This is a genomic window from Pantoea sp. PvP021 (assembly GCF_054056055.1).
In genome coordinates, this window is sequence record NZ_JBSRXX010000002.1 from 147,934 (window position 1) to 171,251 (window position 23,318).

The 23,318-nt window shown below is 56.1% G+C and carries 24 protein-coding genes; 17 read left to right on the top strand and 7 right to left on the bottom strand.

Features of this window, described 5'->3' with window-relative positions:
• Positions 1–154 precede the first annotated feature (154 nt).
• A complete protein-coding gene (locus ACVKSX_RS09770; protein ID WP_010247407.1) occupies positions 155–1,021 on the top strand; it encodes an alpha/beta fold hydrolase in 867 nt (288 codons plus the stop codon).
• Positions 1,022–1,073: 52 nt separating this feature from the next.
• Here ACVKSX_RS09770 and ACVKSX_RS09775 read toward each other — a convergent pair whose 3' ends face one another.
• Complete coding sequence (locus ACVKSX_RS09775; protein ID WP_337029213.1) at positions 1,074–1,622, bottom strand: YbhB/YbcL family Raf kinase inhibitor-like protein; 549 nt, start codon at positions 1,620–1,622, stop codon at positions 1,074–1,076.
• A gap of 257 nt (positions 1,623–1,879) precedes the next feature.
• Between ACVKSX_RS09775 and ACVKSX_RS09780 the strand changes: the two genes are divergently transcribed.
• A complete protein-coding gene (locus ACVKSX_RS09780) occupies positions 1,880–2,758 on the top strand; it encodes a LysR family transcriptional regulator (protein WP_163799977.1) in 879 nt (292 codons plus the stop codon).
• 5 nt (positions 2,759–2,763) lie between these two features.
• On the opposite strand, the gene ACVKSX_RS09785 is transcribed toward ACVKSX_RS09780, so the two are convergent.
• Positions 2,764–4,401, bottom strand: coding sequence for a dihydroxyacetone kinase subunit DhaK (locus ACVKSX_RS09785; protein WP_354438745.1), 1,638 nt, complete (start codon positions 4,399–4,401; stop codon positions 2,764–2,766).
• A gap of 258 nt (positions 4,402–4,659) precedes the next feature.
• Here ACVKSX_RS09785 and fucO point away from each other — a divergent pair, with 258 nt between their 5' ends.
• The 5 genes from fucO to glsB all read left to right on the top strand — a co-directional run bounded on the left by fucO (position 4,660) and on the right by glsB (position 8,961).
• Positions 4,660–5,808 carry a lactaldehyde reductase gene (gene fucO / locus ACVKSX_RS09790; RefSeq protein WP_010247415.1) on the top strand — a complete coding sequence of 383 codons (1,149 nt, stop codon included), beginning with the start codon at positions 4,660–4,662 and terminating at the stop codon, positions 5,806–5,808.
• A gap of 320 nt (positions 5,809–6,128) precedes the next feature.
• Positions 6,129–6,302 carry a GhoT/OrtT family toxin gene (locus ACVKSX_RS09795; RefSeq protein WP_010247416.1) on the top strand — a complete coding sequence of 58 codons (174 nt, stop codon included), beginning with the start codon at positions 6,129–6,131 and terminating at the stop codon, positions 6,300–6,302.
• A 104-nt stretch (positions 6,303–6,406) separates the two neighbouring features.
• Positions 6,407–6,577, top strand: coding sequence for a YdgH/BhsA/McbA family protein (locus tag ACVKSX_RS09800; protein WP_010247418.1), 171 nt, complete (start codon positions 6,407–6,409; stop codon positions 6,575–6,577).
• A gap of 175 nt (positions 6,578–6,752) precedes the next feature.
• On the top strand, positions 6,753–7,952 hold the full coding sequence (locus ACVKSX_RS09805; RefSeq protein WP_311973835.1) for a CynX/NimT family MFS transporter: 1,200 nt from the start codon (positions 6,753–6,755) through the stop codon (positions 7,950–7,952).
• Between the two features lie 82 nt (positions 7,953–8,034).
• Positions 8,035–8,961, top strand: a complete 927-nt coding sequence (gene glsB / locus ACVKSX_RS09810) for a glutaminase B (protein WP_010247422.1) — start codon at positions 8,035–8,037, stop codon at positions 8,959–8,961.
• A gap of 138 nt (positions 8,962–9,099) precedes the next feature.
• On the opposite strand, the gene ACVKSX_RS09815 is transcribed toward glsB, so the two are convergent.
• Together ACVKSX_RS09815 and ACVKSX_RS09820 are read right to left on the bottom strand one after the other, a co-directional pair.
• Positions 9,100–10,029 (bottom strand): Rpn family recombination-promoting nuclease/putative transposase, encoded by a 930-nt coding sequence (locus ACVKSX_RS09815; protein WP_201500539.1) that lies wholly within the window; start codon positions 10,027–10,029, stop codon positions 9,100–9,102.
• Between the two features lie 214 nt (positions 10,030–10,243).
• A complete protein-coding gene (locus ACVKSX_RS09820) occupies positions 10,244–11,182 on the bottom strand; it encodes a D-2-hydroxyacid dehydrogenase (protein WP_354438743.1) in 939 nt (312 codons plus the stop codon).
• A 221-nt stretch (positions 11,183–11,403) separates the two neighbouring features.
• Here ACVKSX_RS09820 and ACVKSX_RS09825 point away from each other — a divergent pair, with 221 nt between their 5' ends.
• The 3 genes from ACVKSX_RS09825 (at position 11,404) to ACVKSX_RS09835 (ending at position 14,403) form a co-directional block, all read left to right on the top strand.
• On the top strand, positions 11,404–11,823 hold the full coding sequence (locus ACVKSX_RS09825) for a DUF2946 domain-containing protein (RefSeq protein WP_033768568.1): 420 nt from the start codon (positions 11,404–11,406) through the stop codon (positions 11,821–11,823).
• 45 nt (positions 11,824–11,868) lie between these two features.
• On the top strand, positions 11,869–13,599 hold the full coding sequence (locus tag ACVKSX_RS09830; RefSeq protein ID WP_187494855.1) for a DUF2534 family protein: 1,731 nt from the start codon (positions 11,869–11,871) through the stop codon (positions 13,597–13,599).
• Positions 13,600–13,725: 126 nt separating this feature from the next.
• Positions 13,726–14,403 (top strand): pirin family protein, encoded by a 678-nt coding sequence (locus ACVKSX_RS09835; protein ID WP_115388145.1) that lies wholly within the window; start codon positions 13,726–13,728, stop codon positions 14,401–14,403.
• A 44-nt stretch (positions 14,404–14,447) separates the two neighbouring features.
• On the opposite strand, the gene ACVKSX_RS09840 is transcribed toward ACVKSX_RS09835, so the two are convergent.
• Entirely contained in the window at positions 14,448–14,675 is a 228-nt protein-coding gene (locus ACVKSX_RS09840; RefSeq protein ID WP_010247439.1) for a hypothetical protein, read from the bottom strand.
• 172 nt (positions 14,676–14,847) lie between these two features.
• Here ACVKSX_RS09840 and ACVKSX_RS09845 point away from each other — a divergent pair, with 172 nt between their 5' ends.
• The 6 genes from ACVKSX_RS09845 (at position 14,848) to crtB (ending at position 21,358) form a co-directional block, all read left to right on the top strand.
• Entirely contained in the window at positions 14,848–15,378 is a 531-nt protein-coding gene (locus tag ACVKSX_RS09845) for a YtfJ family protein (protein ID WP_208443072.1), read from the top strand.
• Positions 15,379–15,596: 218 nt separating this feature from the next.
• Positions 15,597–16,505 (top strand): polyprenyl synthetase family protein, encoded by a 909-nt coding sequence (locus tag ACVKSX_RS09850; protein WP_010247444.1) that lies wholly within the window; start codon positions 15,597–15,599, stop codon positions 16,503–16,505.
• A gap of 9 nt (positions 16,506–16,514) precedes the next feature.
• The gene (locus ACVKSX_RS09855; protein WP_354438740.1) at positions 16,515–17,810 is read left to right on the top strand and encodes a glycosyltransferase; all 1,296 of its coding nucleotides are present in this window, start codon (positions 16,515–16,517) and stop codon (positions 17,808–17,810) included.
• The gene (gene crtY / locus ACVKSX_RS09860) at positions 17,797–18,957 is read left to right on the top strand and encodes a lycopene beta-cyclase CrtY (protein WP_335570156.1); all 1,161 of its coding nucleotides are present in this window, start codon (positions 17,797–17,799) and stop codon (positions 18,955–18,957) included. The genes ACVKSX_RS09855 and crtY overlap by 14 nt, the downstream gene beginning before the upstream one ends.
• On the top strand, positions 18,954–20,432 hold the full coding sequence (locus ACVKSX_RS09865; RefSeq protein ID WP_010670728.1) for a phytoene desaturase: 1,479 nt from the start codon (positions 18,954–18,956) through the stop codon (positions 20,430–20,432). The genes crtY and ACVKSX_RS09865 overlap by 4 nt, the downstream gene beginning before the upstream one ends.
• A complete protein-coding gene (gene crtB, locus ACVKSX_RS09870; protein ID WP_354438738.1) occupies positions 20,429–21,358 on the top strand; it encodes a 15-cis-phytoene synthase CrtB in 930 nt (309 codons plus the stop codon). Before ACVKSX_RS09865 ends, crtB begins: the two co-directional genes overlap by 4 nt.
• Here the strand turns inward: crtB and ACVKSX_RS09875 are convergent.
• Together ACVKSX_RS09875 and ACVKSX_RS09880 are read right to left on the bottom strand one after the other, a co-directional pair.
• Positions 21,297–21,824 (bottom strand): sterol desaturase family protein, encoded by a 528-nt coding sequence (locus ACVKSX_RS09875; RefSeq protein WP_010247467.1) that lies wholly within the window; start codon positions 21,822–21,824, stop codon positions 21,297–21,299. The two genes, crtB and ACVKSX_RS09875, sit on opposite strands and share 62 nt — an antisense overlap.
• 148 nt (positions 21,825–21,972) lie before the next feature.
• Positions 21,973–22,242, bottom strand: coding sequence for a hypothetical protein (locus ACVKSX_RS09880; RefSeq protein WP_010247470.1), 270 nt, complete (start codon positions 22,240–22,242; stop codon positions 21,973–21,975).
• Between the two features lie 317 nt (positions 22,243–22,559).
• Between ACVKSX_RS09880 and ACVKSX_RS09885 the strand changes: the two genes are divergently transcribed.
• A complete protein-coding gene (locus tag ACVKSX_RS09885; RefSeq protein ID WP_010247473.1) occupies positions 22,560–23,102 on the top strand; it encodes a DsbA family protein in 543 nt (180 codons plus the stop codon).
• The last annotated feature ends 216 nt before the right edge of the window (positions 23,103–23,318 follow it).

Consider the following 23,318-nt stretch of genomic DNA (forward strand, 5'->3'; position numbering starts at 1 on the left):
TTGCTGATGCCACTGTAACCGACAGAAGACTATTTGAGTAGTTACACCGCACTTATTGTAACCGTTATAAATTGATTTGAAAGGTTACATTCTGGCTGCATAATGACTCTTAGTAACCCCATAAACATCATTTAACCAGTTACAGGAGTTCAGCATGCGTGATCAATCCATTTCGTATCGTTACCAGCAGGCCGATGGCGTCAATATTTTCTATCGCGAAGCGGGCGATCCTTCCCTGCCGGTACTGCTGCTGTTGCATGGCTTTCCCACCTCTTCACATCAGTTCCGCAATCTGATCCCGCTTCTGGCCGATAAATTTCATCTCATCGCACCCGATATGCCGGGCTTTGGCTTCACTGAAGTGCCTGCTGAGCGCAACTATTCCTGGACCTTCGACGCGCTTGGCCAGACGCTGACCGCCTTTGTCGATGCACTGGGGCTGGAACGTTATGCGATGTATGTTTTCGACTACGGCGCACCTGCCGGTCTGCGACTGGCGCTGGCTTACCCCGATCGCGTCAGCGGACTGATATCACAAAATGGTAACGCTTATCTGGAGGGATTAGGAGAGGCCTGGGCGCCGGTCCGCGCCTACTGGGACGATCCCAGCGAAGCAAATGGTCAGGTGATCCGTGACGCCATCCTGACGCTGGAAGGGGTGAAGTGGCAGTATCTGCATGGGGTGAGCGATCCGCAGCAGATCGCCCCGGAAACCTATACCCTGGATACTCTGCTGATGGAGCGCCCCGGTAACAAAGATATTCAGCAGGCCCTGTTTCTCAATTACGCCAGTAATCTGAAACGTTATCCGGAATTTCAGGCGTTCTTTCGCCAGCAGCAGGTGCCAACGCTGGTGATCTGGGGCAAGCACGATCCGTTCTTTATTCCACCGGGCGCAGTGGCCTGGCAGCGGGATAATCCACAGGCGGTGGTCGAGATGCTGGATAGCGGCCACTTCGCGCTGGAGACGCACACGCATCACATTGCGTCGCGCATCCGCGAGATGTTCAGTGGCGACTAATCCGCTGCGCGCAGAGGCAGGCTGTTCAGCGCTGCCTCTGCAAGCGTGCAGGTCACTCATTGCTAAAGCGGCCAACGGTGCTGGCCGCGCCCAGCGCATGGCCTTTCAGCTGTGCAACCAGCTCTGCCTGGGTTAACCCCGCTTTCAACTGACCCACCGGCAAATCGGTGGCGATCAGCACAAAGTTATAGTGATGCAGCCCACTGCCTGCAGGCGGACAAGGGCCATAATAGTGCAGCGTCCCTGGGGTATTTTTTCCGCCGGTGTAGTCCTTGCCCTTTGTCAGAGCGCCCTGCGCAAATGACGAGCGGCTGGCGGGAATGTTATAGGCCACCATGTGGGTAACGCCGAGCCCTTTGGCCCCGACCGGGTCGGTCATCAGAAGAGCCAGACTGCGGGTGCCCGCCGGAATCGCAGACCAGTTCAATTCGGGAGAGATATTCTCACCGGTACAGGAAGGATTACTTTTATTGGCACCGGCAAACTTTTTATCCAGTAGCGCATTATCGCTGAAGTCCTGTGATTGCAGCGTAAATACCGACGCCGCCAGCGTGGTCATTGGCAAAACGGCCAGCACCGTCGCGCAGAGTAAATTTTTCACCAGCCACTCCTTATCAGATTACTCAAGAGATTATGTTCCGTATGGATTGCGTCACTGCCTGATTACTATAACGGCTTTAACGCAATTGACCCGACTGACCGCCTGTTCAGGGGTAAGGAAACGGCAAATCTATGATCTCCGTCGCGCTGGCTGAGAGAGCTGACGCGTTGCCCTGTGACGCATTACCCGATATAAGTTAACGCATCTGGCTGAAGTTTCGCCTGAATCATCGTCACTGTCACCGATAAGTGGACACTATGCAGATTGAAGATCTCCGGATTTACATTGCGGTAATGCATGCTGGCAACTTTACTGCAGCAGCTGAGCATCTGATGCTATCGAAACAGTATGTCAGCCGCCGCATGGCTGCGCTGGAGGCATCATTAGGGGTACGACTGTTGATCCGTAACACCCGTAAGCTGTCTGTAACGGATGCAGGTTTACTGTTCGCGCAACATGCTCAGCGCATTCTGGATGAGATTCAGGAAGCGCAACTGGCAGTGTCAGAGCAGCAGCAGGCGCTGCGCGGCACCTTCCGAATCAATCTGCCGATGTCCTTTGGCATGAGCCACCTCTCCCCCCTGATTGCCGAGTTTCTGAGCCACCATCCGTCATTGCAGTTTCATATTGAGCTGGCTGACCGCTATGCCGATGTGATTGGCGAAGGCGTTGATATGGCGATTCGCATCGGTACGCTGGCTGATTCCACGCTGATTGCCCGTCCGCTCGGCGAGCTGAAGCGGGTTATCTGCTGCAGCCCCCGCTATCTGGAACGGGCAGGCGTGCCGCAGCAGCCAGAAGCCTTGCTGCAACATGCCTGTCTGCGCTACGGACGTGAAGGTCAGAATGGCTGGGAACTGCAGGTCAATGGTAAACCGAAGTGGCTGGCGGTTCAGGGACCGATGGTGAGTAACAATGGCGAGGTTCTGCGTGATGCCGCACTGGCAGGCTTAGGACTGGTATTGTTACCCGCCTTTATCGTTGAGACAGCCCTGCAACGCGGTGAGCTGGTGACCGTGCTTGACGACTATCTGCCGCCCCCGCTCTCCCTGAATGCGGTTTACCCGCAGCACCGTCAGCGCAGCGAAGTAAACCGCCAGTTACTGGCCTTTCTCCAAACGCGTTTAGCGTCGTGACAGCACTAAAGTTTTTTTAATGCCGCAAAGACCCTGGCGACAGCGACGGCACCCGGATCAGACACGCCGTTGAGGTTAGCACTGTTGAGATAAGATGATCGGCCCGCTTTTGCTTTCCCCATGCTGGCGGTTGCATCACTGCCCTGCTGTGCCGCATCAGCCGCCTCTGCCAGCGATTTACCCGCCACCAGCACCTCGATTGCCGGTTGCAGCGCATCAATCAGCGTGCGATCTCCTGGTTGTGCCCCGCCATACTGCTTCATCTTCTCCAGACCCTGTTGCAGGGCCGCGGGCAGCGCATCCCCTTCGGCCAGCTGCTGCGCAGCAGCGGTGAAAAAGATCGCCATCAGTACGCCGCTGGAGCCGCCCATCACCGTCGCCAGTCGCTCACCCGTCACCGCGAGCAGATCGGGCAAGGCATTTAACGGCAGCTGATTATCTGTACATTCGCGCTGGATCTGACGTGCGCCAGCAGCAAAGGTCGAACCGGTATCGCCATCACCGACCTGCGCATCCAGTTTGTTCAGCTCGCTTTCGCTGGCGATCAGGGTTTCACAGATGCTGTTAACAAACGCAGCGACGGTCGGATTATCTGAGGGTTGCGCCGGATGCGCTGTTGCCTCTTTTGTCGCGTTAACCGGCTGCAGCGGCGCGATTTTAACCGCCGGAACCCAGCCGGTGACCTCAACCGGCGCGCAGATCGCCTCTTCGAACAACGGCGTCAGCGTCATGGAGGTGACGGAAAAGCCCTTCATGTCCAGCGCGGTCATAAGCGGAGCCGGGCCAATCAGATAATCACTGCCCCGGCTGAGCTGCGACTCAATCAAATCCCGCGTAACCAGACTCATCTCCAGCGCGGACATGCCGCCAAGATTATTGACTAACAGCGCGCGTGGCTGATCGTTGTCCGGCATCACTTTCGCCAGCAGATGCTGCACAATCTGCTGACTGTTTTGCGTCTGCATGACGTCAACACCCGGTTCGCCGTGAATCCCCAGCCCCATTTCAACGCTGCCGTCTGGCACCCGCTGGCCGGTCTGTTCATCCGGCAGATGGCAGCTTGAGAGCGCAACGCCCATGGTGGCGATAGCACGACTGGCTGCCTCTGCTGCCTCGGTCACCGCCGTCAGGTCATCACCCCGCTCTGCGACGAAGCCCGCCACTTTATGCACCAGCAACGTGCCCGCGACGCCGCGTGGCTGAGGGTTATCGGGCAACGCAACATCATCACCGACAATCACCATATTGACGCTGAATCCCGCTTTGCGCGCTTTTTCTGCCGCCAGACCGAAGTTGAGTCGATCCCCGGTGTAGTTTTTCACAATCAGCAGACAGCCCGCCTCACCGGTAATATTGATGATGGCGTTGTAAACCGCGTCAACGCTGGGGGAAGCAAAAACATCGCCACAGACGGCAGCCGTCAGCATCCCTTTGCCGATAAAGCCGACATGGGCCGGCTCATGGCCTGAACCACCACCGGAAATGAGCGCGACCTGCTGTTTTTGCCAGTCATTACGCATCACGATGCGAATGCGCGGATCGACCTGCAACCGGACCAGATTGCGCCACGGGCTGGCGTAAATCATGCCATCTAACGCGCTGTCGACGAGATCATCCTTTTTATTCATTACGAATCGGGTCATGTCTTCTTTCCTCATAGGCATGCGGGTTTGCTGATGACCCAGTGTTACATACCACTGACGACAGTGAGAAATCCATCAACAGGTCAGTAGCCTGATTTCAGACATACCGCACGAAAACCAGCGGGCACAGGCGCAGTGATTTTTACTAATTGATTGATTTTTATCAAATGTCTTTACCTGAAAGTGAGAGGTTCTGCGCAGAACATGAACCGGGGATCACGGATGGTAAAAATTCATTTGTTAACAGAGGATGTTTTAATGACCCAACGTATGATTCTCAATGAAACCGCCTGGTTTGGTGCTGGTGCTTTGCGCCATTTGCCGGAAGAGGTACAACGTCGCGGGATGCGAAAAGCACTGATCGTCACTGACAAAGCGCTGGTCGCGGCGGGTGCGCTGAAGCGGGTGACCGATCTGCTGGCGCAACATCAGCTTGACTGGGCGGTGTATGATGAGGTGGTGCCGAATCCTACCATTCGGGTTGTGCAGCAGGGTGTTGCGGTGTTCAGAGAGTCAGGTGCCGACTACCTGATCGCCATTGGCGGGGGCTCACCACAGGATACCAGCAAGGCGATCGGCATTATTATTAATAACCCTGAGTTTGAAGATGTGCGCAGCCTGGAAGGCGTCAGCCCCACCCGTCATCCGTGCGTGCCGATCATCGCCATCCCGACCACGGCAGGCACCGCCGCAGAAGTGACGATTAATTACGTCATTACCGATGAAGAGAATCGCCGTAAGTTTGTCTGTGTCGATCCCCATGACATTCCGAAAGTGGCGATCATTGATGCGGAGATGATGGCGAGCATGCCCGCGTCGCTGAAGGCTGCGACCGGTATTGATGCCTTAACCCATGCCATTGAAGGCTACATCACACGCGGAGCCTGGACCCTGACCGATATGCTGCACCTCAAAGCCATTGAGATTATCAGCCAGTCACTGCGCGAATCGGTGGCAGGAAATATTGAGGCAGTTGAGCAGATGGCGCTGGGACAATATGTGGCCGGTATGGGTTTCTCTAATGTCGGCCTTGGTCTGGTGCATGGCATGGCACACCCGCTGGGCGCCTTTTACAATGTCCCGCACGGCGTAGCCAATGCCATTTTGCTGCCGCAGGTGATGGCGTGGAATGCCTCAGGCACTGGCGAAAAATATCGCGACATTGCCCGTGCAATGGGTGTGAAACAGGTTGAGTCATTGTCGCTGGATCAGGCGCGGGAAGCGGCGGTCGCCGCGGTGCGTCAGCTCTGTCGCGATGTGGGTATTCCCCGCTCACTGCGTGAAGTGGGCTTAAAAGAAGCGGATATCCCTGCACTGGCACAGGCCGCGCTGGATGATGTCTGTACCGGCGGCAACCCACGTACGCCGGACCTGGAGGACGTGATGGCGTTATACCGCCAGAGTTAAAGCGCATATCCTGTAGTGATGCAGTGCCGATAACAGGCCCGTCCTCGCTGGCGGGCTTTTTTACGTCATGGCAACGCTTAATCCAGGAGCCTTCGCCAGAGGTTGTTGAGTCTGGCTGACGGCATCAGCCAAGGTTTTAGCCGCGTTTATCCCGCCTGGTTTCAGCCTGAAATCGCCCGCTGTTACGATGAAGTTCAGCGAGCGAACCAACTGCCCTTACCCATGATTTCTTTAGATGCTAAACCCTGATTCACTTGATCTGGATCACAAAAATCCGCATCATGCGCAGCGAAAACCTTAATGACGCTGCGGAGATATCAATGACACTGTACCAGGGTATGCTAATTTTCTATGCCGTTGTTGCATTGATCGCTACGCTGATCACGTTCTTCATCGCCAAAGATAAGCTGAGCATCAAACTGCTGAGCGCCTTTCTGGTGGGGGCCACCTGGCCGATGAGTTTTCCTGTCGCGCTGATGTTTGCTCTGTTTTAATTGACATTATCCCCTTAGATACCACACTCAGGTAAGACGTCCCTGACCTGCAAACCGCCGATCACCGACGTGGCCTTGTTCATGACGGTTAATAAGGAGCGGATATGCGCGTTATCAGTGTGATGATTCTGGTTTCTCTTCTCAGTGCCTGTAGTGCCCCATGGCACGCTGAAAAACCGGTTCCGGCGGCCGAAACCCGCCAGCAGACCTGCCAGCCAGGCTCCAATCCCAGCCAGAACGACTGCGGTCATTTCCCTGAACCTGAATTCCATTGATCCTGTCACAAGGCGATCGCTGCTGTGAGATCTCAATTACGCTATTTCATCGCATAACAAGGCTTTACACGCTGCTAACCGGTCAGTAAAGTAGCGCCCAGACATCAATTCTGATGCGTAAGCGTTAACGTCAACCAACGCCCCCGCAGCACTGCTGCATGTGATGATCCCTGCCATGATGCCTGTACAACACCCAGCTAAACCTCTCGCTGCGTATTCCAGCGCCACATTTTTTTTGTTCGTCCTGCTGCTGACCGCGGCTAATCTTCGTGCGCCCATTACTGTCATCGGCCCGGTACTACAGGATATCCGCCAGACCTTTGGCCTGAGTGTCGGTGAAGCGGGTCTGTTTAACTTTATTCCACTGATGCTGTTTGCCCTGCTCGCCCCACTGGCCGCCTGGCTGGGAAATCGCGTCGGGCTTGAGCGCAGTTTATGGGGCGCGCTATGCCTGATCACTGCCGGTTCGCTGTTGCGCTGGCAGCCTGCGGAAGCGGCGCTGTGGAGCGGAACGCTGTTGCTCAGCGCAGGCATTGCCGCCGCCAACGTGCTGCTGCCGCCACTGATTAAACGCGATTTCACCGCCCACACCGCTAAATATATTGGCCTTTATGCCGCCACCATGTCGATTACTGCCAGCCTGGCATCTGGCATTGCCGTTCCGCTGAGCCAGCTTTCAGCGGCAGGCTGGCGACTCTCGCTGGTTGTCTGGGCGCTACCGGGGCTGATTGCGCTACTCGTCTGGCTGCCGCTGTTACGTCAACGGCGGTCAACCGCAGCGTCCGCCGACGCGCCCGTTACATATCGCCATCCGTGGCGAACGCCCGGCGGCTGGCAAATCGCACTGTTTATGGCGCTGCAATCGCTGGCGTTTTATACCCTGATTGACTGGTTTACGCTGTTTGCCCAGGATAACGGCTTCAGTCAGGCCCACGCAGGCTGGCTGCTGTTCTGGTATCAGGCAATTGCGATCGTCGCCAACCTGGGCTGCATGGTGGCGCTGAAGCGGGTAAAAGATGCCCGGCTTACCGCGTTCATTGCTTCATCAGGCATTTTCCTCGGCATGCTGGGCCTATTGCTCAATCCGCAGTGGGCCGTCATCTGGCTGACACTGGCCGGACTAGGCGCAGGCGCATCACTGGTGCTCTGCCTCTCACTGTTTAATCTGCGAGCCACTCATCACAGTCAGGCTTCACAGCTGTCGGGCATGGCACAGTGTGTCGGATATGCGCTGGCGGCACTCGGCCCTTTGTTCTTTGGCGTGCTCCATGAGCAGAGCGGTAACTGGACGCTGCCCTTCAGCGTGCTGGCAATGCTGAGCCTGTTACAGATGCTGTTGGCTCCGCTGGCAGCGCAGTCAAAACCCATTAGCTGAAAATGCGGCGGAGCCGTTAACAATAAATGACTCGCGGATCGCTGATGCCTGGCATCACCGGTCGGCGGGAATCGACGGGAGAATGTGCGTGTCTGAACTGAATAATGCTCTGCTGCAGGAGATCCTGGATCAGGTGCGTCCGCTGATCCATCAGGGAAAGGTGGCTGACTATATCCCTGCGCTGGCGGATGTGGCTGCCGATCATCTGGCAATAGCGGTTTGCCTGCGTGATGGCACCCTCTTTCAGGCGGGCGATGCTGAGACGCGCTTTTCGATTCAGTCGATCTCCAAGGCGCTCTCTCTGACCGTAGCACTGACCCGCTATGAGGACAGCGAAATCTGGCAGCGGGTCGGCAAAGAGCCTTCTGGCCAGCCATTTAATTCATTGGTTCAGCTGGAGCTGGAACAGGGCAAGCCGCGTAATCCGTTTATTAATGCCGGTGCGCTGGTGATTTGCGATCTGCTGGAAACCCGACTGACCGCCCCGCGTCAGCGAATGCTGGAAATTGTGCGCCAGCTGAGTCAGCAGTCCGATATCAATTATGATCGCCACGTTGCCCGCTCTGAGTTCGAACATTCGGCCCGCAATGCAGCGATCGCCTGGCTGATGAAGTCGTTTGGAAATTTCGATAACGATGTCACCAGCGTGATGCAGACCTATTTCCACTACTGTTCGCTGTCGATGAACTGCGTTGAGCTGGCCCGCACGTTTATCTATCTGGCGAATCAGGGCAAAACGCTGGATGGCAGCCAGATGATTACTCCACGTCAGGCGCGGCAGATTAACGCACTGATGATCACCAGCGGGATGTACGACGGCGCTGGCGAATTCGCGTGGAGAGTCGGGATGCCCGCAAAATCGGGCGTGGGTGGCGGGATTATTGCCATCATCCCAGGTGAGATGAGCATTGCCGTCTGGTCGCCTGGGCTGGATAGCGCGGGCAATTCTCTGGCCGGTACCGCTGTGCTGGAATTGCTGACCGAGAAGCTGGGGCGATCGATATTCTGAGTCTGAGCGCGCAAGTCACAGGCTCGCCGTGATGAAATGCGGCGGGATTCCCATGATTTCGGGAAGCTGATTTTGCATTTTCCGTGTAGTCCGCTGGCGATTTGAGTCGTCAGCGATAATCAGAACTCAAAAAACTAATTAGTGCGAAATCTGCGCCAGATCGTCTTCATTCAGACCAGTCATCCGCATAACGGTATTGCGATCCATGCCACTCTCTAGCATGGTTCGGGCAATTCTGAGGCTTGCTCCACGACTACCTTCTGTCCGTCCCTGTTCAATACCCTGTTCAATGCCTTTCTCAAGCCCTATCTGCTCAAGCTGTTGTGCGATAGTCATAAGTGCGTTCTCGTGTTGGGGCACACGCTGTGCCAGCTCCCGTACAAAGGCTTTGGCGTCCGATGTTTCACCCGCCTGTACAATGTAGTGTACCAGCGTTATCACCTGTGATGAAGAGTGATAACCAGCCTGCAAAATGGTTACCAGCCTGTCCATCATTTCAGCCAGATCACGCTGCCGGATATGCTTCTGCAACAGGGTCAGAGCCGCCATGCTGCGATGTTGCATGATCTCATCGTCAGGAATCACCGTGACATCGACCAGCGGAAAACTGCGGCTGTAAAGCCTGTCCGCCAGCGCCGGGTCGTCGAACTCATCCAGCCACCGGGTCGAATAGGGATATGGAGTGCGTCTGCCAGTGTAAAACAGTACGGGAATTACCAGCGGCAACCGCTTATGCCCTGCTTCAAGATGGCGCTGCATGGCAGCCACTGCATAGCGCATCAGCCGAAATGCCATATGTTTGTCTGGCACAGACTGATGCTCAATGAGTACATGGATATATCCATCGCCAGCGGTTGTTTTAAGACTGTAAAGCACGTCGCTAAAGTACTGCCGAAGGTCATCCTCGACAAATGACCCCGACTCCAGTTTCAGCGTGCTGAGATCACAGCATATGCGCAGCTCTGGCGGCAAATGCAGCTCCATGAAATCCCGGGCAATATCCGGCTGAGTCAGAAATTGCCGGAATGTGGCATCATGAGGAACAGGCGTACTGTTCTTCTTTTTCACTGGCCAGAATCCTTTCTGTTCCTGAAGCGCTTACAACGGCTGATTCAGCCAGTAAAAGACGCTAATTCCTGTAGCGCACGAACGTTTAAACTCCTGATGAAAATAACGAAATTAATACCCTGATGACTAAACCGCGTAAAACGCTTTACCTGAAATCTACGAGGTTGCTCTGAATATCAACCCCTGTCGGGCATTAAAAACTATTCCATCTGACTCAGCTCACCACATTAATTGGCTCGCCCTGAATAAAGGCCGCGATATTGGTCATCACGCCAGCCACCAGATTCTCCACGCCGCTGCGACTTGCCCAGGCGATGTGCGGTGTCAGCAGCAGAGTTGGCAGATCCGCCAGCAGCGGATTATCCGGAGCGGGCGGCTCGCTGCTCAGCACATCCAGCGCCGCACCACCAATCAGCCCCTGCTTTAACGCGGCAGCAAGATCGGCTTCGTTAATCAGTCCGCCACGTGCCGTGTTTATCAGCAGCGCCTGTGGCTTCATTTTATCCAGCGCCTCGCGATCAATCATCTGGCGGGTGCTGTCACTCAGCGGGCAGTGCAGCGAAATGATGTCGCTGGTCGCCAGCATCTGCTCAAAGCTGATATAACCGTCACGCACCCTTTCACTGCCTTTTCGCTCGGCGTACTGCACCTGCATTCCCAGCGCCTGGGCCAGCCTGCCGACCGCCTGGCCGATGTCGCCTTTGCCCGCGATGCCCAGCGTGGCACCGCCAATATCCCCTATCGGCTGATGATGCACACAGAAGTGCTTAGCCTGGGGCCAGTCGATGCGGGTATTGCTGGCATAAGCCATCAGCTGACGGCGCAGGGCAAAAATCGCGGCTATCACCGCCTCTGAAACGCTCTGAGTTGAATAGCCTGGAACATTACTGACCACGATGCCGCGTGCGCGGCAGGCATCAAGATCGATACAGTCATAGCCCGTCGCTGCGACACAGATAAAACGCAGTTCAGGCAGTTGTTGCAGTGTGTCAGCCCGCAACGGCACCTTATTGGTTATAGCGACCGTTGCGCCCGCCAGCGAAGACACAATGCCTTCAGCCGGAGTCTGCGCGCGCATCTCCCAGTCAGCCTGCTGTTGACCGGTCGGCAGGGGTACCGGCAGCGTGTCACCATCCAGCATTACAATTTTCATTTTTTATTCCTTCATCAGGTTTGGTTAAACCGCAGGCGAATGATTAATGTTATTTGTATGTGCACCGCGAGTAACAACTAAGTTAAATGATGCTGAAATTAAAGTGAAAATGTTCAAAGAGTGCGAATTTTTTCGGAACAGATGCCACTTTATTTAACCCTTTTATTCCCTTCGCGTTACACTGCCGCCCTGAATTCTGACCTCATACGACCGTTGAAATCATGCCGGGATCTTCACTCAGACAACGACTCACCGCCGGTATTGCGATACTGGCCGTGCTGCTGTTGTTTGTTGCACCGATGATCTCAAAGAATCTCGCTGAACATCATGCCAGGATGCAAGGCGCTTCGATCATGAGCGCAGAGATGCCGATGATGGATCATCACAGCGAGATGTCGATGGCGGACCACGGGATGATGATGGGCCCGGGCTTTGCCTGTGGCTACTGCGATCTGCTGGTGCATGTTCCGCTGATGCTCTGGGTTTTTATCCCGTTTATCTGGTGGATGTGCCTGATCAGCCGCGCCCCGCCGCCAGCGGCTATCAATCCACCCCAATGGCGACGGCTGTTGCGTCTTCATCGACCGCGCGCGCCACCCTTTATCGCGTCACACTCACTGCTTACTAATCCGATTGCGTGACAACGTCACCTGATCGTCTTTGTCTTTTGAAAAGTGTGGAATGCTATGTCCTCTTCTCAGGAAATGTCCCCTGCACCGCGCGGCACGGTGTTTAATCTCTTTCGTCGCCTGCATTTTTATATCGGCCTGTTTATTGCGCCGTTTATTTTTGTCGCGGCACTCACCGGCACGCTCTACGTTCTGACACCGCAACTGGAACAGGCTATCTACCATGATGCCCTGACCACCGACGCGCAGGGTGTGGCACAACCGCTGTCCGCCCAAATTGCCGCTGCGCGAGCCCGTGCCGGTGAATCAGCTCGCATTTACGCTGTGCGTCCGGCACCCGGCCCGCAGGATACGACCCGCGTGCAGTTTGCCGAGCCTCAGCTTGGCCCATCGGAATCACGATCGCTGTTTATTGACCCCTACACCCTGCAGGTGAAAGGCGATATGACGGTGTATGGCACCAGCGGTGTGTTGCCGCTGCGCATGTGGCTGGATCAGCTGCATCGCGGCCTGTTGCTGGGTGATTTTGGCCGAAACTACAGTGAACTGGCAGCCTCCTGGCTGTGGGTCGCCGCGCTGGGTGGGATCGTCTTATGGTCTGGCACCCGGCCACCGCGCACCCGCAGTAAAGCACGGAGCGGCTTCGCGGCAACCCGTCACTGGCATGTCACGCTGGGGCTGCTGCTGACAATCGGACTGGTGTTCTTTTCAGTAACCGGACTGACCTGGTCACAGTGGGCGGGCAATAATATTGAAAAGATGCGCAGCGACTTTGGCTGGAAAACGCCGCAGGTCAATACTGCACTGAACGGTAACGCGCCCGCTGAAGCCGCCGATCCCCATGCTGACCATCGCGGCGCGATGGAAGGGATGACGATGTCCGGAATGACCATGCCAGCGAAAACCGCTGCGCCGGTGATTCTCAATCAGCCGAATGCCAGCTGGGATCAGGCGCTGGCAGCGGCGCGTCAGGCCGGACTGCACGCAGCGAAACTGGAACTACGCCAGCCTAAGAACGCTGAACAGGCGTGGACGGTTTCGGAGATTGACCGCAGCTGGCCAAGCCAGGTCGATGCGGTTTCAATTAATCCGACTGATTTTAGCGTGGTCGACCGCGTTGAGTTTGCCAGCTTCCCGCTGGTGGCGAAACTGACCCGCTGGGGCGTGGATGCGCATATGGGCGTGCTGTTTGGCCTGCCTAATCAGCTGATTCTGGCGCTGTCTGGCTTTGGACTCTGCACAATGATTGTGCTGGGCTACCGCATGTGGTGGATTCGTCGCCCGGCTGTTCCGCAGCTCAACCCCTCGCAGACGCTGTTATCCGCCTGGCTGGCGCTGCCGCGCTATGCGCAGGGCACCAGCCTGATAGTGATGCTGGCGCTGGGATATGCGCTTCCCGTTATGGGTATCAGCCTGCTGGTGCTGGTGCTGCTGGATATTCAGCGCTGGCGCAGCGCACAGCGCGCCGCGGTAGTCCGCGTGGATGTCGCTCCGGACAAACAGTCGCCGCTGGCCATCGTCCAGTCGCGTTTTGCCGGGAAGCGCAAAGAGATGCGCTATTTTCTGCGCAGCGTGACGGTGCTGGCGCTGATTGTCATTACGGTGATGGCGAATGCGATGATTGGCGGAGTGATTGATCAGTATCAGATCCCCTTCAGTCACTGGTCGCTGACCATGTATATCACCCAGGCGATGATGATCCTGCTCTACTCCACGGTCTTTACCGGGCTGTTGTCGATTCCACTCTGGTATTTCTTCCTCGGTGAGAGCGACGAACAGGGCAAGTAGGCTGGCAAGACGCCGAACACTCTGTTATTCAAAATAACTGACGAAGCCGGGCAAAACTCCCGGCTTCTCATTCTACGCCTGAGGTCTATGATCGTTGTTATGAGTCACTTTATTTGAGAGCAAATCATGAACATTGTGCGAGCTAATCCTGAACAACTGTTTGAGTACGGTCCTTTTACCGTCCGTCGCCAGCGTCCTGGCGAGGCGTTAAGCCCGCTGATCAGTGTTGATCTGATGTCGCTAAAACTTGATGCCCGCATTCCGATGCAGCAGCATCAGGATGAAGAAGTTTTCACCTACCTGTGGCGTGGTTCGATGCAGCATCAGGACAGTAATGGCGAACGTACCCAGCTTTCTGCAAAACGCGTGATGGTGGTGAACGCGGGTGATGGCGTTCAATATGAAGAGTCGGTGCCGTTATATGAAGCGGAGCTGTTACAGGCGGTTATCCGACCGGCACTTCGGGGCGGTGAAGCAATGACCCAGGTGCTGGAGCGCGATCAGGGCATTATGACCAATGGCTGGACCGAACTGGCCGGGCCGGAAGAGTCTGATGCGCCGCTGGAACTGCGCCAGGAAGTCTACATCTTCGACACACTGCTTGAGCGCAACCATACGCTGGACGTGCCGTCGATGCCGGGCTTTGTCGCTTATCTCACCGTGCTTGAAGGGATTATTCGCGTCGGCGATCTGCGACTGAGTCGCGGTGATGCCGTCAGCGGGCTGGATTCCAGCATTGAGATCGTGGGCGATCGGGATGCCAATCTGGTCTGCTTCCTGATAAAGCCCGATAATTTTGCATAAAAAAGCGCGGGAACTTCCCGCGCTCATCTCTTGCTTTAAGCAGATTAAAGCGTGCTACGTTGCTGCATCGCCTGAACCCGTTTATAGGCATGATCGAACTGACGTACATCATCGCGCAGCCAGTGGCGTTGCGTCAGCGGAGCATCATCCAGCGCCTGCGGCAGCGGCACACCCGCCAGCGATCCCCGGCAGCAAAAGGCGCGCGCCAGCGTGGGGGTGGCAATGCCGATATATCGGGCAAATTCAGGTAATGTCATCAGTGCTGTACTCATTTAACACCTCCTGTAAACACATTCTCCCCTGCATTTTCAGGCCAAATCCAGAATGCTTTTATTGATCTGAAACATAGATGTGGTACTAATCTTCTGCCTGCTAATGAAAGCGTTCACCGCGCCTGACGCAAACCGTGAAAGAAGTGAGGAACCCGTGCGCCATTATGGACTGATGATTGCCCTGCTGTTTTCCGGCTTTGCCACCGCCCACACCCTGACACCCGGTCAGCCTGTACCATCTGTCTTCGTTGCCGATAAAGGCGAAATGGTGCTGAATCAGGGCGACATAAATTATCAGCGCTGGAACAGTCAGACCCTGACCGGAAAAGTGCGTCTGGTGATTCATGTGGCGGGTCGTCTTTCAGCGAAGGATCAGAGTGCACTTTTAATCGAAGCCATTCAGCAGGCCAGCTTGCCGCGTGACCGTTTTCAGACCACCACCATCGTGAATACTGACGATGCGCTGCCTGGCAGTGCCATTTTTGTGGTGCGCAGCATCGCTTCCAGTAAAAAAGCGGCACCGTGGCAGCAATTCATAATCGACAGCAGTGGCGTAACCGCGCACAGCTGGCATCTTAAGCCGGAAAGCGCGTCCGTGGTGGTGATTGATCCGGCAGGCATTGTGCGCTTTGCTAAAGATGGCGCATTATCTGCGGAGGATGTCGCCAGCGTGATGAAACAGCTGCGCGCATTACTGGGTTAATTCACGCATAATGTCCGTCCGGCTATCGCCGCAAAACGCGGAAGGCTGCTGAATTCTCCGACATTTTTATTATCGTGAACTACTCTTAGTTGTAATGGATTAACCCGCCGTTCTTTGAAAACCTGCCAACTATGCTATGGCAGTCGGGGACGATTATTGAAGATGGCATCGAATCATTCGACCTGCTGTGACTTCCTCTGTAGATAAGGACAGCCATGATGACGGTCTGTGCAGAACAACACGTCAATTTCATACACAGCGATGCAGCCAGCCTGTTGAACGACATTGAGCAACGGCTTGATCAGCTTTTACCGGTTGAAAGCGAACGTGACTTAGTGGGCGCTGCCATGCGCGACGGTGCGCTGGCACCAGGAAAGCGTATCCGTCCACTGCTGTTGTTGCTGGCAGCGCGCGATTTGGGCTGCAACGCCACGCCTGCCGGCCTGCTTGATCTCGCCTGCGCGGTAGAGATGGTGCATGCCGCATCACTGATTCTGGATGACATGCCCTGCATGGATGATGCGCAACTGCGTCGCGGACGTCCGACCATTCATTGCCAGTATGGTGAACATGTCGCGATTCTGGCCGCGGTGGCCCTGCTGAGTAAGGCATTCGGCGTGGTCGCTGCGGCAGAAGGCTTAACGGCAACCGCCAGAGCCGACGCTGTGGCAGAATTATCCCACGCAGTCGGCATGCAGGGGCTGGTGCAGGGGCAGTTTAAGGATCTCTCCGAAGGTGACAAGCCACGCAGCGCTGACGCCATTCTGATGACCAATCACTATAAAACCAGCACCCTGTTCTGCGCCTCCATGCAGATGGCCTCTATCGTGGCTGAAGCCTCAGGTGAAGCCCGCGAACAGCTGCACCGTTTTTCGCTTAATCTTGGTCAGGCTTTCCAGCTACTGGACGATCTCACTGACGGCATGGCCGACACAGGTAAAGATGCCCATCAGGATGACGGGAAATCAACGCTGGTGAATCTGCTGGGACCACAGGCGGTTGAAACGCGACTGCGCGATCATCTGCGCTGCGCCAGCGAGCATCTGTTATCGGCCTGCCAGGACGGTTATGCCACACACCATTTTGTTCAGGCCTGGTTTGAGAAAAAACTCGCTGCCGTCAGTTAAGGATGCTGCATGAGCCACTTTGCGGTCATTGCACCGCCTTTCTATAGCCATGTGCAGGCGCTTCAGCACCTTAGCCAGGCCTTAATCGCACGCGGACACCAGATCACTTTCATCCAGCAGACGGACGTTAGCGCGCTACTCACCGATAGCCGGATCGGCTTTTTCCCGCTGGGTTTAGCCTCGCATCCGGCGGGCAGTCTGGCACACACCCTGCAACTGGCGGCGCATCCTCTCGGCCCCTCAATGCTGAAACTGATCAATGAGATGGCCCGCAGCACCGATATGCTCTGTCGTGAACTGCCCGTGGTGCTGAGCACGCTGGCGATTGATGGCGTGATCGTCGATCAGATGGAGCCTGCCGGTGCACTGGCGGCAGAAGCGCTGAACCTGCCTTATGTTTCGGTTGCCTGTGCGCTGCCACTTAACCGTGAAGCAGATTTCCCGCTGGCTGTGATGCCGTTTGACTATGCCAGGACCGATCAGGCACGGGAACGCTATCGCACCAGTGAAAAAATCTATGACTGGCTGATGCGGCGTCACGATCGGGTGATCGCCCGCAACGCTCATGCGATGGGATTAGCACCACGGGAAAAACTGCATCACTGTTTTTCACCGCTGGCGCAGATCAGCCAGCTGATTCCGGAACTGGATTTTCCCCGCCAGGCGTTGCCCGATCATTTCCATTCGGTTGGCCCGCTGCGTACCACTGAACCGGCATCCGCCGCATCTCAGCCTCGCTACTTCCCGCATGGCGACAGACCGCGCATTTTTGCTTCCCTCGGCACGCTGCAGGGACATCGCTACGGCCTGTTTAAAACCATCGTCCGCGCCTGCCAGGAGCTCGATGCTCAGTTATTGCTGGCGCACTGCGGTCGGTTGTCACCTTTCCAGGCGGAGAAACTGGCGCAGGCCAGCCATGTTCAGGTGGTCGATTTTGCCGACCAGGCGGCTGCACTGGCGCAGGCCGATCTTGCCATTACGCACGGCGGCATGAATACGGTGCTGGATGGGATTAACCATCTGACGCCGCTGCTGACGATCCCGCTGGCCTTTGATCAGCCGGGTGTGGCTGCCAGAGTGGTCTGGCACGGTATCGGACGTCGCGCCTCACGCTTTACCACCAGCCACTCCATGGCGCGTCAGCTCCAGACCTTACTGGCTGATGAAAGCTACGTTCAGCAGATGAAAACGCTGCGTAGCGCACTTCGTCAGGCGGGCGGAACCCCCCTGGCGGCGGACATTGTCGAACAGGCGATGCTGACCCGCCAGCCGGTGCTCACCAGGAGAGACTATGCCGCGGTATGATCTGATTCTGGTGGGCGCGGGACTGGCCAACGGGCTGATCGCCCTGCGCCTGAGACAGCAGCGGCCCTCCCTGCGCATTCTGCTGATTGACGCTGAACGTGAACCGGGTGCCAATCACACCTGGTCGTTTCATGCGGAAGATCTCACCGAAACGCAGCATCGCTGGATCGCTCCGCTGGTAGTACATCACTGGTCCGGTTATGAGGTCCGCTTTCCCCAACGCAGTCGCAGTCTGAACAGTGGCTATTTTTGCGTGACTGCGGAGCGCTTCGCGCAGGTCATCCGCGACAGGTTTGCGCCGGATCTGCTGCTGAATACCCGGGTTGCGAGCATCGCTTCACGCGCGGTTACGCTGGACGATGGTCGGGTGCTGGAGAGTGACGCAGTGATTGATGGCCGTGGCTACCAGCCCGATGCCGCACTGCGCATGGGTTTCCAGTCGTTTGTCGGACAGGAGTGGCAGCTCAGCGAGCCACATGGCCTGACCGCGCCGATCATCATGGATGCCACGGTAGATCAGCAGGCAGGCTATCGCTTTGTCTACAGCCTGCCCTTTTCTGCAGACACCCTGCTGATTGAAGATACCCACTACATTGATAACGCCACGCTGGAAGGCGATCGCGCCCGTCAGAATATCCGCGACTATGCCGCGCAGCAGGGATGGCGATTAGACCGGCTGCTACGCGAAGAGCAAGGCGCGTTACCCATTACGCTGACCGGCGACGTGGCCGCCTTCTGGCAGAAACACGATCTGCCCTGCAGCGGTTTGCGTGCCGGGTTATTCCATCCCACCACCGGCTATTCTCTGCCGCTGGCGGTCGCGCTGGCTGATCGGCTGGCGCAGATGCAGACGTTTACCTCTGAGACCCTGCACGCCACCATTCAGCAATTCGCCAGTCAGGCATGGCAGCAACAGCACTTCTTCCGCATGCTGAATCGTATGCTGTTTCTGGCGGGTCCGGCTGACCAGCGCTGGCAGGTTATGCAACGTTTTTACGGCCTTCCCGAAGGTCTGATCGCCCGTTTTTATGCGGGAAAACTCACTTTGCCTGATCGGCTGCGCATCTTAAGCGGCAAGCCCCCGGTCCCCGTTCTGGCGGCGTTACAGGCTATTATGACTCCTCACCGTCAACAGGCGATGCAATGAATAGAACTACAGTAATTGGCGCAGGCTTTGGTGGTCTGGCACTGGCAATTCGCCTTCAGGCGTCAGGCGTTCCCACCCGACTGCTGGAGCAGCGTGACAAGCCTGGCGGCCGGGCTTATGTCTATCAGGATCAGGGCTTCACGTTTGATGCCGGCCCCACGGTAATCACCGATCCCAGCGCCATTGAAGAGCTGTTCACCCTCGCGGGTAAAAAGCTCTCTGACTATGTCGAGCTGATGCCGGTGAAGCCGTTTTATCGCCTCTGTTGGGAGTCCGGCAAGGTGTTCAGTTATGACAACGATCAGCCCGCGCTGGAAGCGCAGATTGCCGCGTTTAATCCGCGTGACGTTGAAGGATATCGTCGCTTTCTGGCCTATTCCCGAGCGGTGTTTGCTGAAGGCTATCTGAAGCTTGGCACCGTGCCGTTTCTGTCATTCCGCGACATGCTGCGGGCCGCGCCTCAGCTGGCAAAACTTCAGGCATGGCGCAGCGTTTACAGCAAAGTGGCGAGCTACATTGAAGATGAGCATCTGCGTCAGGCCTTCTCTTTCCACTCACTGCTGGTGGGCGGAAATCCGTTTGCCACTTCCTCAATCTATACCCTGATTCATGCGCTGGAACGTGAATGGGGCGTCTGGTTCCCGCGCGGTGGCACGGGCGCGCTGGTGCAGGGCATGGTGAAACTGTTTGAAGATCTGGGCGGCGAAGTGGAGCTCAATGCCAGCGTTGCCCGGCTGGAGACCCAGGAAAACAGGATTACCGCGGTACACCTGAAAGATGGCCGGGTCTTCCCAACCCGCGCGGTTGCCTCCAACGCAGATGTGGTTCACACCTACCGCGAACTGCTGAGCCAGCATCCCGCTTCGCAGGCGCAGGGACGATCACTGCAAAACAAACGCATGAGCAACTCACTGTTTGTGATCTATTTTGGTCTGAATCATCATCACGATCAGCTGGCGCACCACACGGTCTGCTTTGGTCCGCGCTATCGTGAGTTGATTGATGAGATCTTTAACAAAGATGGCCTGGCAGAGGACTTCTCGCTCTATCTGCATGCGCCCTGCGTGACCGATCCCTCACTGGCACCGGAAGGCTGCGGCAGCTACTACGTGCTGGCGCCAGTTCCGCACCTCGGCACCGCCGATATCGACTGGGCCGTTGAAGGTCCGCGCCTGCGCGATCGCATTTTTGACTATCTGGAACAGCACTATATGCCGGGCCTGCGTAGCCAGTTGGTCACGCATCGCATCTTCACGCCGTTTGATTTCCGCGATGAGCTGAATGCGTATCAGGGTTCGGCCTTCTCGGTGGAGCCGATCCTGACGCAAAGCGCCTGGTTCCGGCCTCACAACCGCGATAAAAATATTAATAATCTCTATCTCGTCGGTGCAGGTACCCATCCTGGCGCGGGTATTCCAGGGGTGATTGGCTCGGCCAAGGCTACCGCAGGATTGATGCTGGAGGATCTGGCTTGAATAGTCCGTCACTGCTTGATCATGCCGTAGACACCATGGAGGTGGGATCGAAAAGCTTTGCCACCGCGTCAAAACTGTTTGATGCCAAAACCCGACGCAGCGTGCTGATGCTCTACGCCTGGTGCCGTCACTGTGATGATGTGATTGACGATCAGGTCCTGGGATTCAGCAACGATACGCCATCGCTGCAATCCGCCGAACAGCGCCTGGCGCAGCTGGAGATGAAAACGCGTCAGGCCTATGCCGGATCCCAGATGCATGAGCCCGCCTTTGCGGCCTTTCAGGAGGTGGCAATGGCACACGATATTCTGCCTGCTTACGCTTTTGATCATCTGGCGGGCTTTGCGATGGACGTGCATGAGACACGCTATCAGACGCTGGATGATACGCTGCGTTACTGTTACCACGTCGCGGGCGTGGTTGGCCTGATGATGGCGCAGATTATGGGCGTACGCGACAACGCCACGCTGGATCGCGCCTGCGATCTCGGTCTGGCGTTTCAGCTGACCAATATTGCGCGCGATATCGTTGAAGATGCTGAAGCGGGACGCTGCTATCTGCCCGCTGTGTGGCTGGCTGAAGAGGGGCTGACCCGAGAGAATCTGGCCGACCCGCAAAATCGCCAGGCATTAAGCCGCGTCGCCCGTCGGCTGGTGGAAACGGCAGAGCCCTATTATCGATCGGCGTCGGCTGGCCTGCCGGGTTTACCGCTGCGTTCAGCGTGGGCGATTGCTACCGCGCAGCAGGTCTATCGTAAAATCGGTATGAAGGTAGTTCAGGCGGGTTCACAGGCGTGGGATCAACGCCAGTCCACCAGCACACCAGAGAAACTGGCACTGCTGGTGGCGGCATCGGGTCAGGCGGTTACTTCCCGGGTGGCGCGTCACGCTCCACGCTCCGCTGATCTCTGGCAGCGCCCCGTTTAACGCCATGACGTTCTCGCAGCGTCGCCTGCAGTTTTGACAGCGGCGGCGCGTAAAGAAAGCCAAACGAGACACAGCCCTCTTTGCCTCGTACCGCATGATGCATGCGGTGCGCCATATAAAGCCTGCGTAAATAACCCCGGCGCGGAACATAGCGGAATGGCCAGCGCTGATGCACCAGGCCGTCATGCACAATAAAATAGAGCAGGCCGTAGAGCGTCATACCCGCGCCGATCCACTGCAAGGGCCAGACACCCGTGCTGCCCAGATAAATGAGCAAAATCGACAGAGCGGCGAACACTACGGCATAGAGGTCATTAACCTCAAACCAGCCTTTATGCGGTTCATGATGTGACAGATGCCAGCCCCAACCCCAGCCATGCATAATGTATCTGTGCGCCAGTGCAGCCGTTATCTCCATTCCGATAACAGTGACCAGAACAATCAGGGCATTCCAAATCCACAACATAGTTTCTCCCGAACATGCATCCTGCAAAATGGCGCAGAGGTACAATTTTAACAGAGATTGGGGAAAACAGTGTTCAGGAGAAAAATAAGGGAACACGCTGTTGAAGCTTGAGTGAGGACCATCCTGATATTTGTGTAGGACGCAGCCTTTAAAGCAGATCGTGATTCAGCGGGGTGCGAAAAGCGTGGCGTGCCGCGGTCATTAACTGACTGGCGGTGACGGTCGTGGGTAATCGCATCAGAATTTTGCTGGCCTGCCAGTAACAGAGCAGCATGACCTCATCCTCCTCTTTTTCAGCCAGTTCATGCAGCCGGGCGCGCAGTGATAACACATCAATGGTCTGCTGCTCGTCAAGCATGTCAGAGATCGTCTGATTGATGACGTGATGGAGAGTTTTCCAGGTGAGATCGGTATGCAAAATTAACCTCTTCTAACGCTTATCAGCTCCGGGCAAACAAACAGCAGTGAAGCAGCTTAAATGGCTGCATCCTGCAAAAGATTGCACACTGCTGACAACTATAGCTGTTCGTGGGCGGCTACGCCGTGCCAGCAGTTGAAAATGCCAAAGTTGGCAATTCTAACGACTAATGGACCTGTCTGTCGCGTATTACACGCGACTCATCAGCTGATTGCTGTTTTTTGTAACAATTGCGGCTGATTCTTAATTGGCTGATGTCAGAGGGATTTGCCAGGGTAAACAGGTTTCCCGTCTCGTTAATGTTCAAGGAGTTGTCGATGAGTCAGCACGCTGATGTACTGGTATGGGGCCACGGCCCTGAGATCTTTGAAGTCTTTCTGGAACCCACCTGTCCTTTTTCGGTGCGCGCCTTCAATAAATTCGACGCGTTACTGGCGCACGCGGGTGAAGAGAACATCACCCTGAAGATCCGTCTGCAATCACAGCCGTGGCACCTCTATTCCGGGCTGATAGTGCGCTATATCCTTGCCGCTGCCTGCGAAAGCAAAGAGGCCGCGAAAAAGGTGATGCAGGCGGTAGCCGATCACCGTGAAGAGTTTGAGTTCACCGATCACTGTACCGGTCCGAACCGCGATGCCACGCCGAATCAAATCCTCGCCCGCCTGAAAGAGGTCAGCGGCGTAGATGCCAGCGCCGCGTTTGATCAGCCTGACCTGCAGAACGCCATTAAATGGCACTGCAAATATGCCCGCCAGAACGGCATTCACGTTTCACCGACCTTTATGGTAAACGGTCTGGTACAGCCCGAAATCAGCAGCGGTGACGATATAGCGCACTGGGCAAGCTTTCTGATTCGTTAATATTAGTGCGCGGCTGTGCCCGGCCGCGCCAGACTGAGTCTCTCCTTTGCGACCCCACTCACGCTCAAACTCAATATCCTGATAATTAAGCCTGTTTTCCCATGTGGAGGCCGGGTAAGCTGTACCGCTATCAGCAGCAGACGGTGGGATTAAAGCCGCTGCTGTTGTTCATCTTAACGGCACCGCTGGCCTGCATGGCGATAACCTGACGTTACG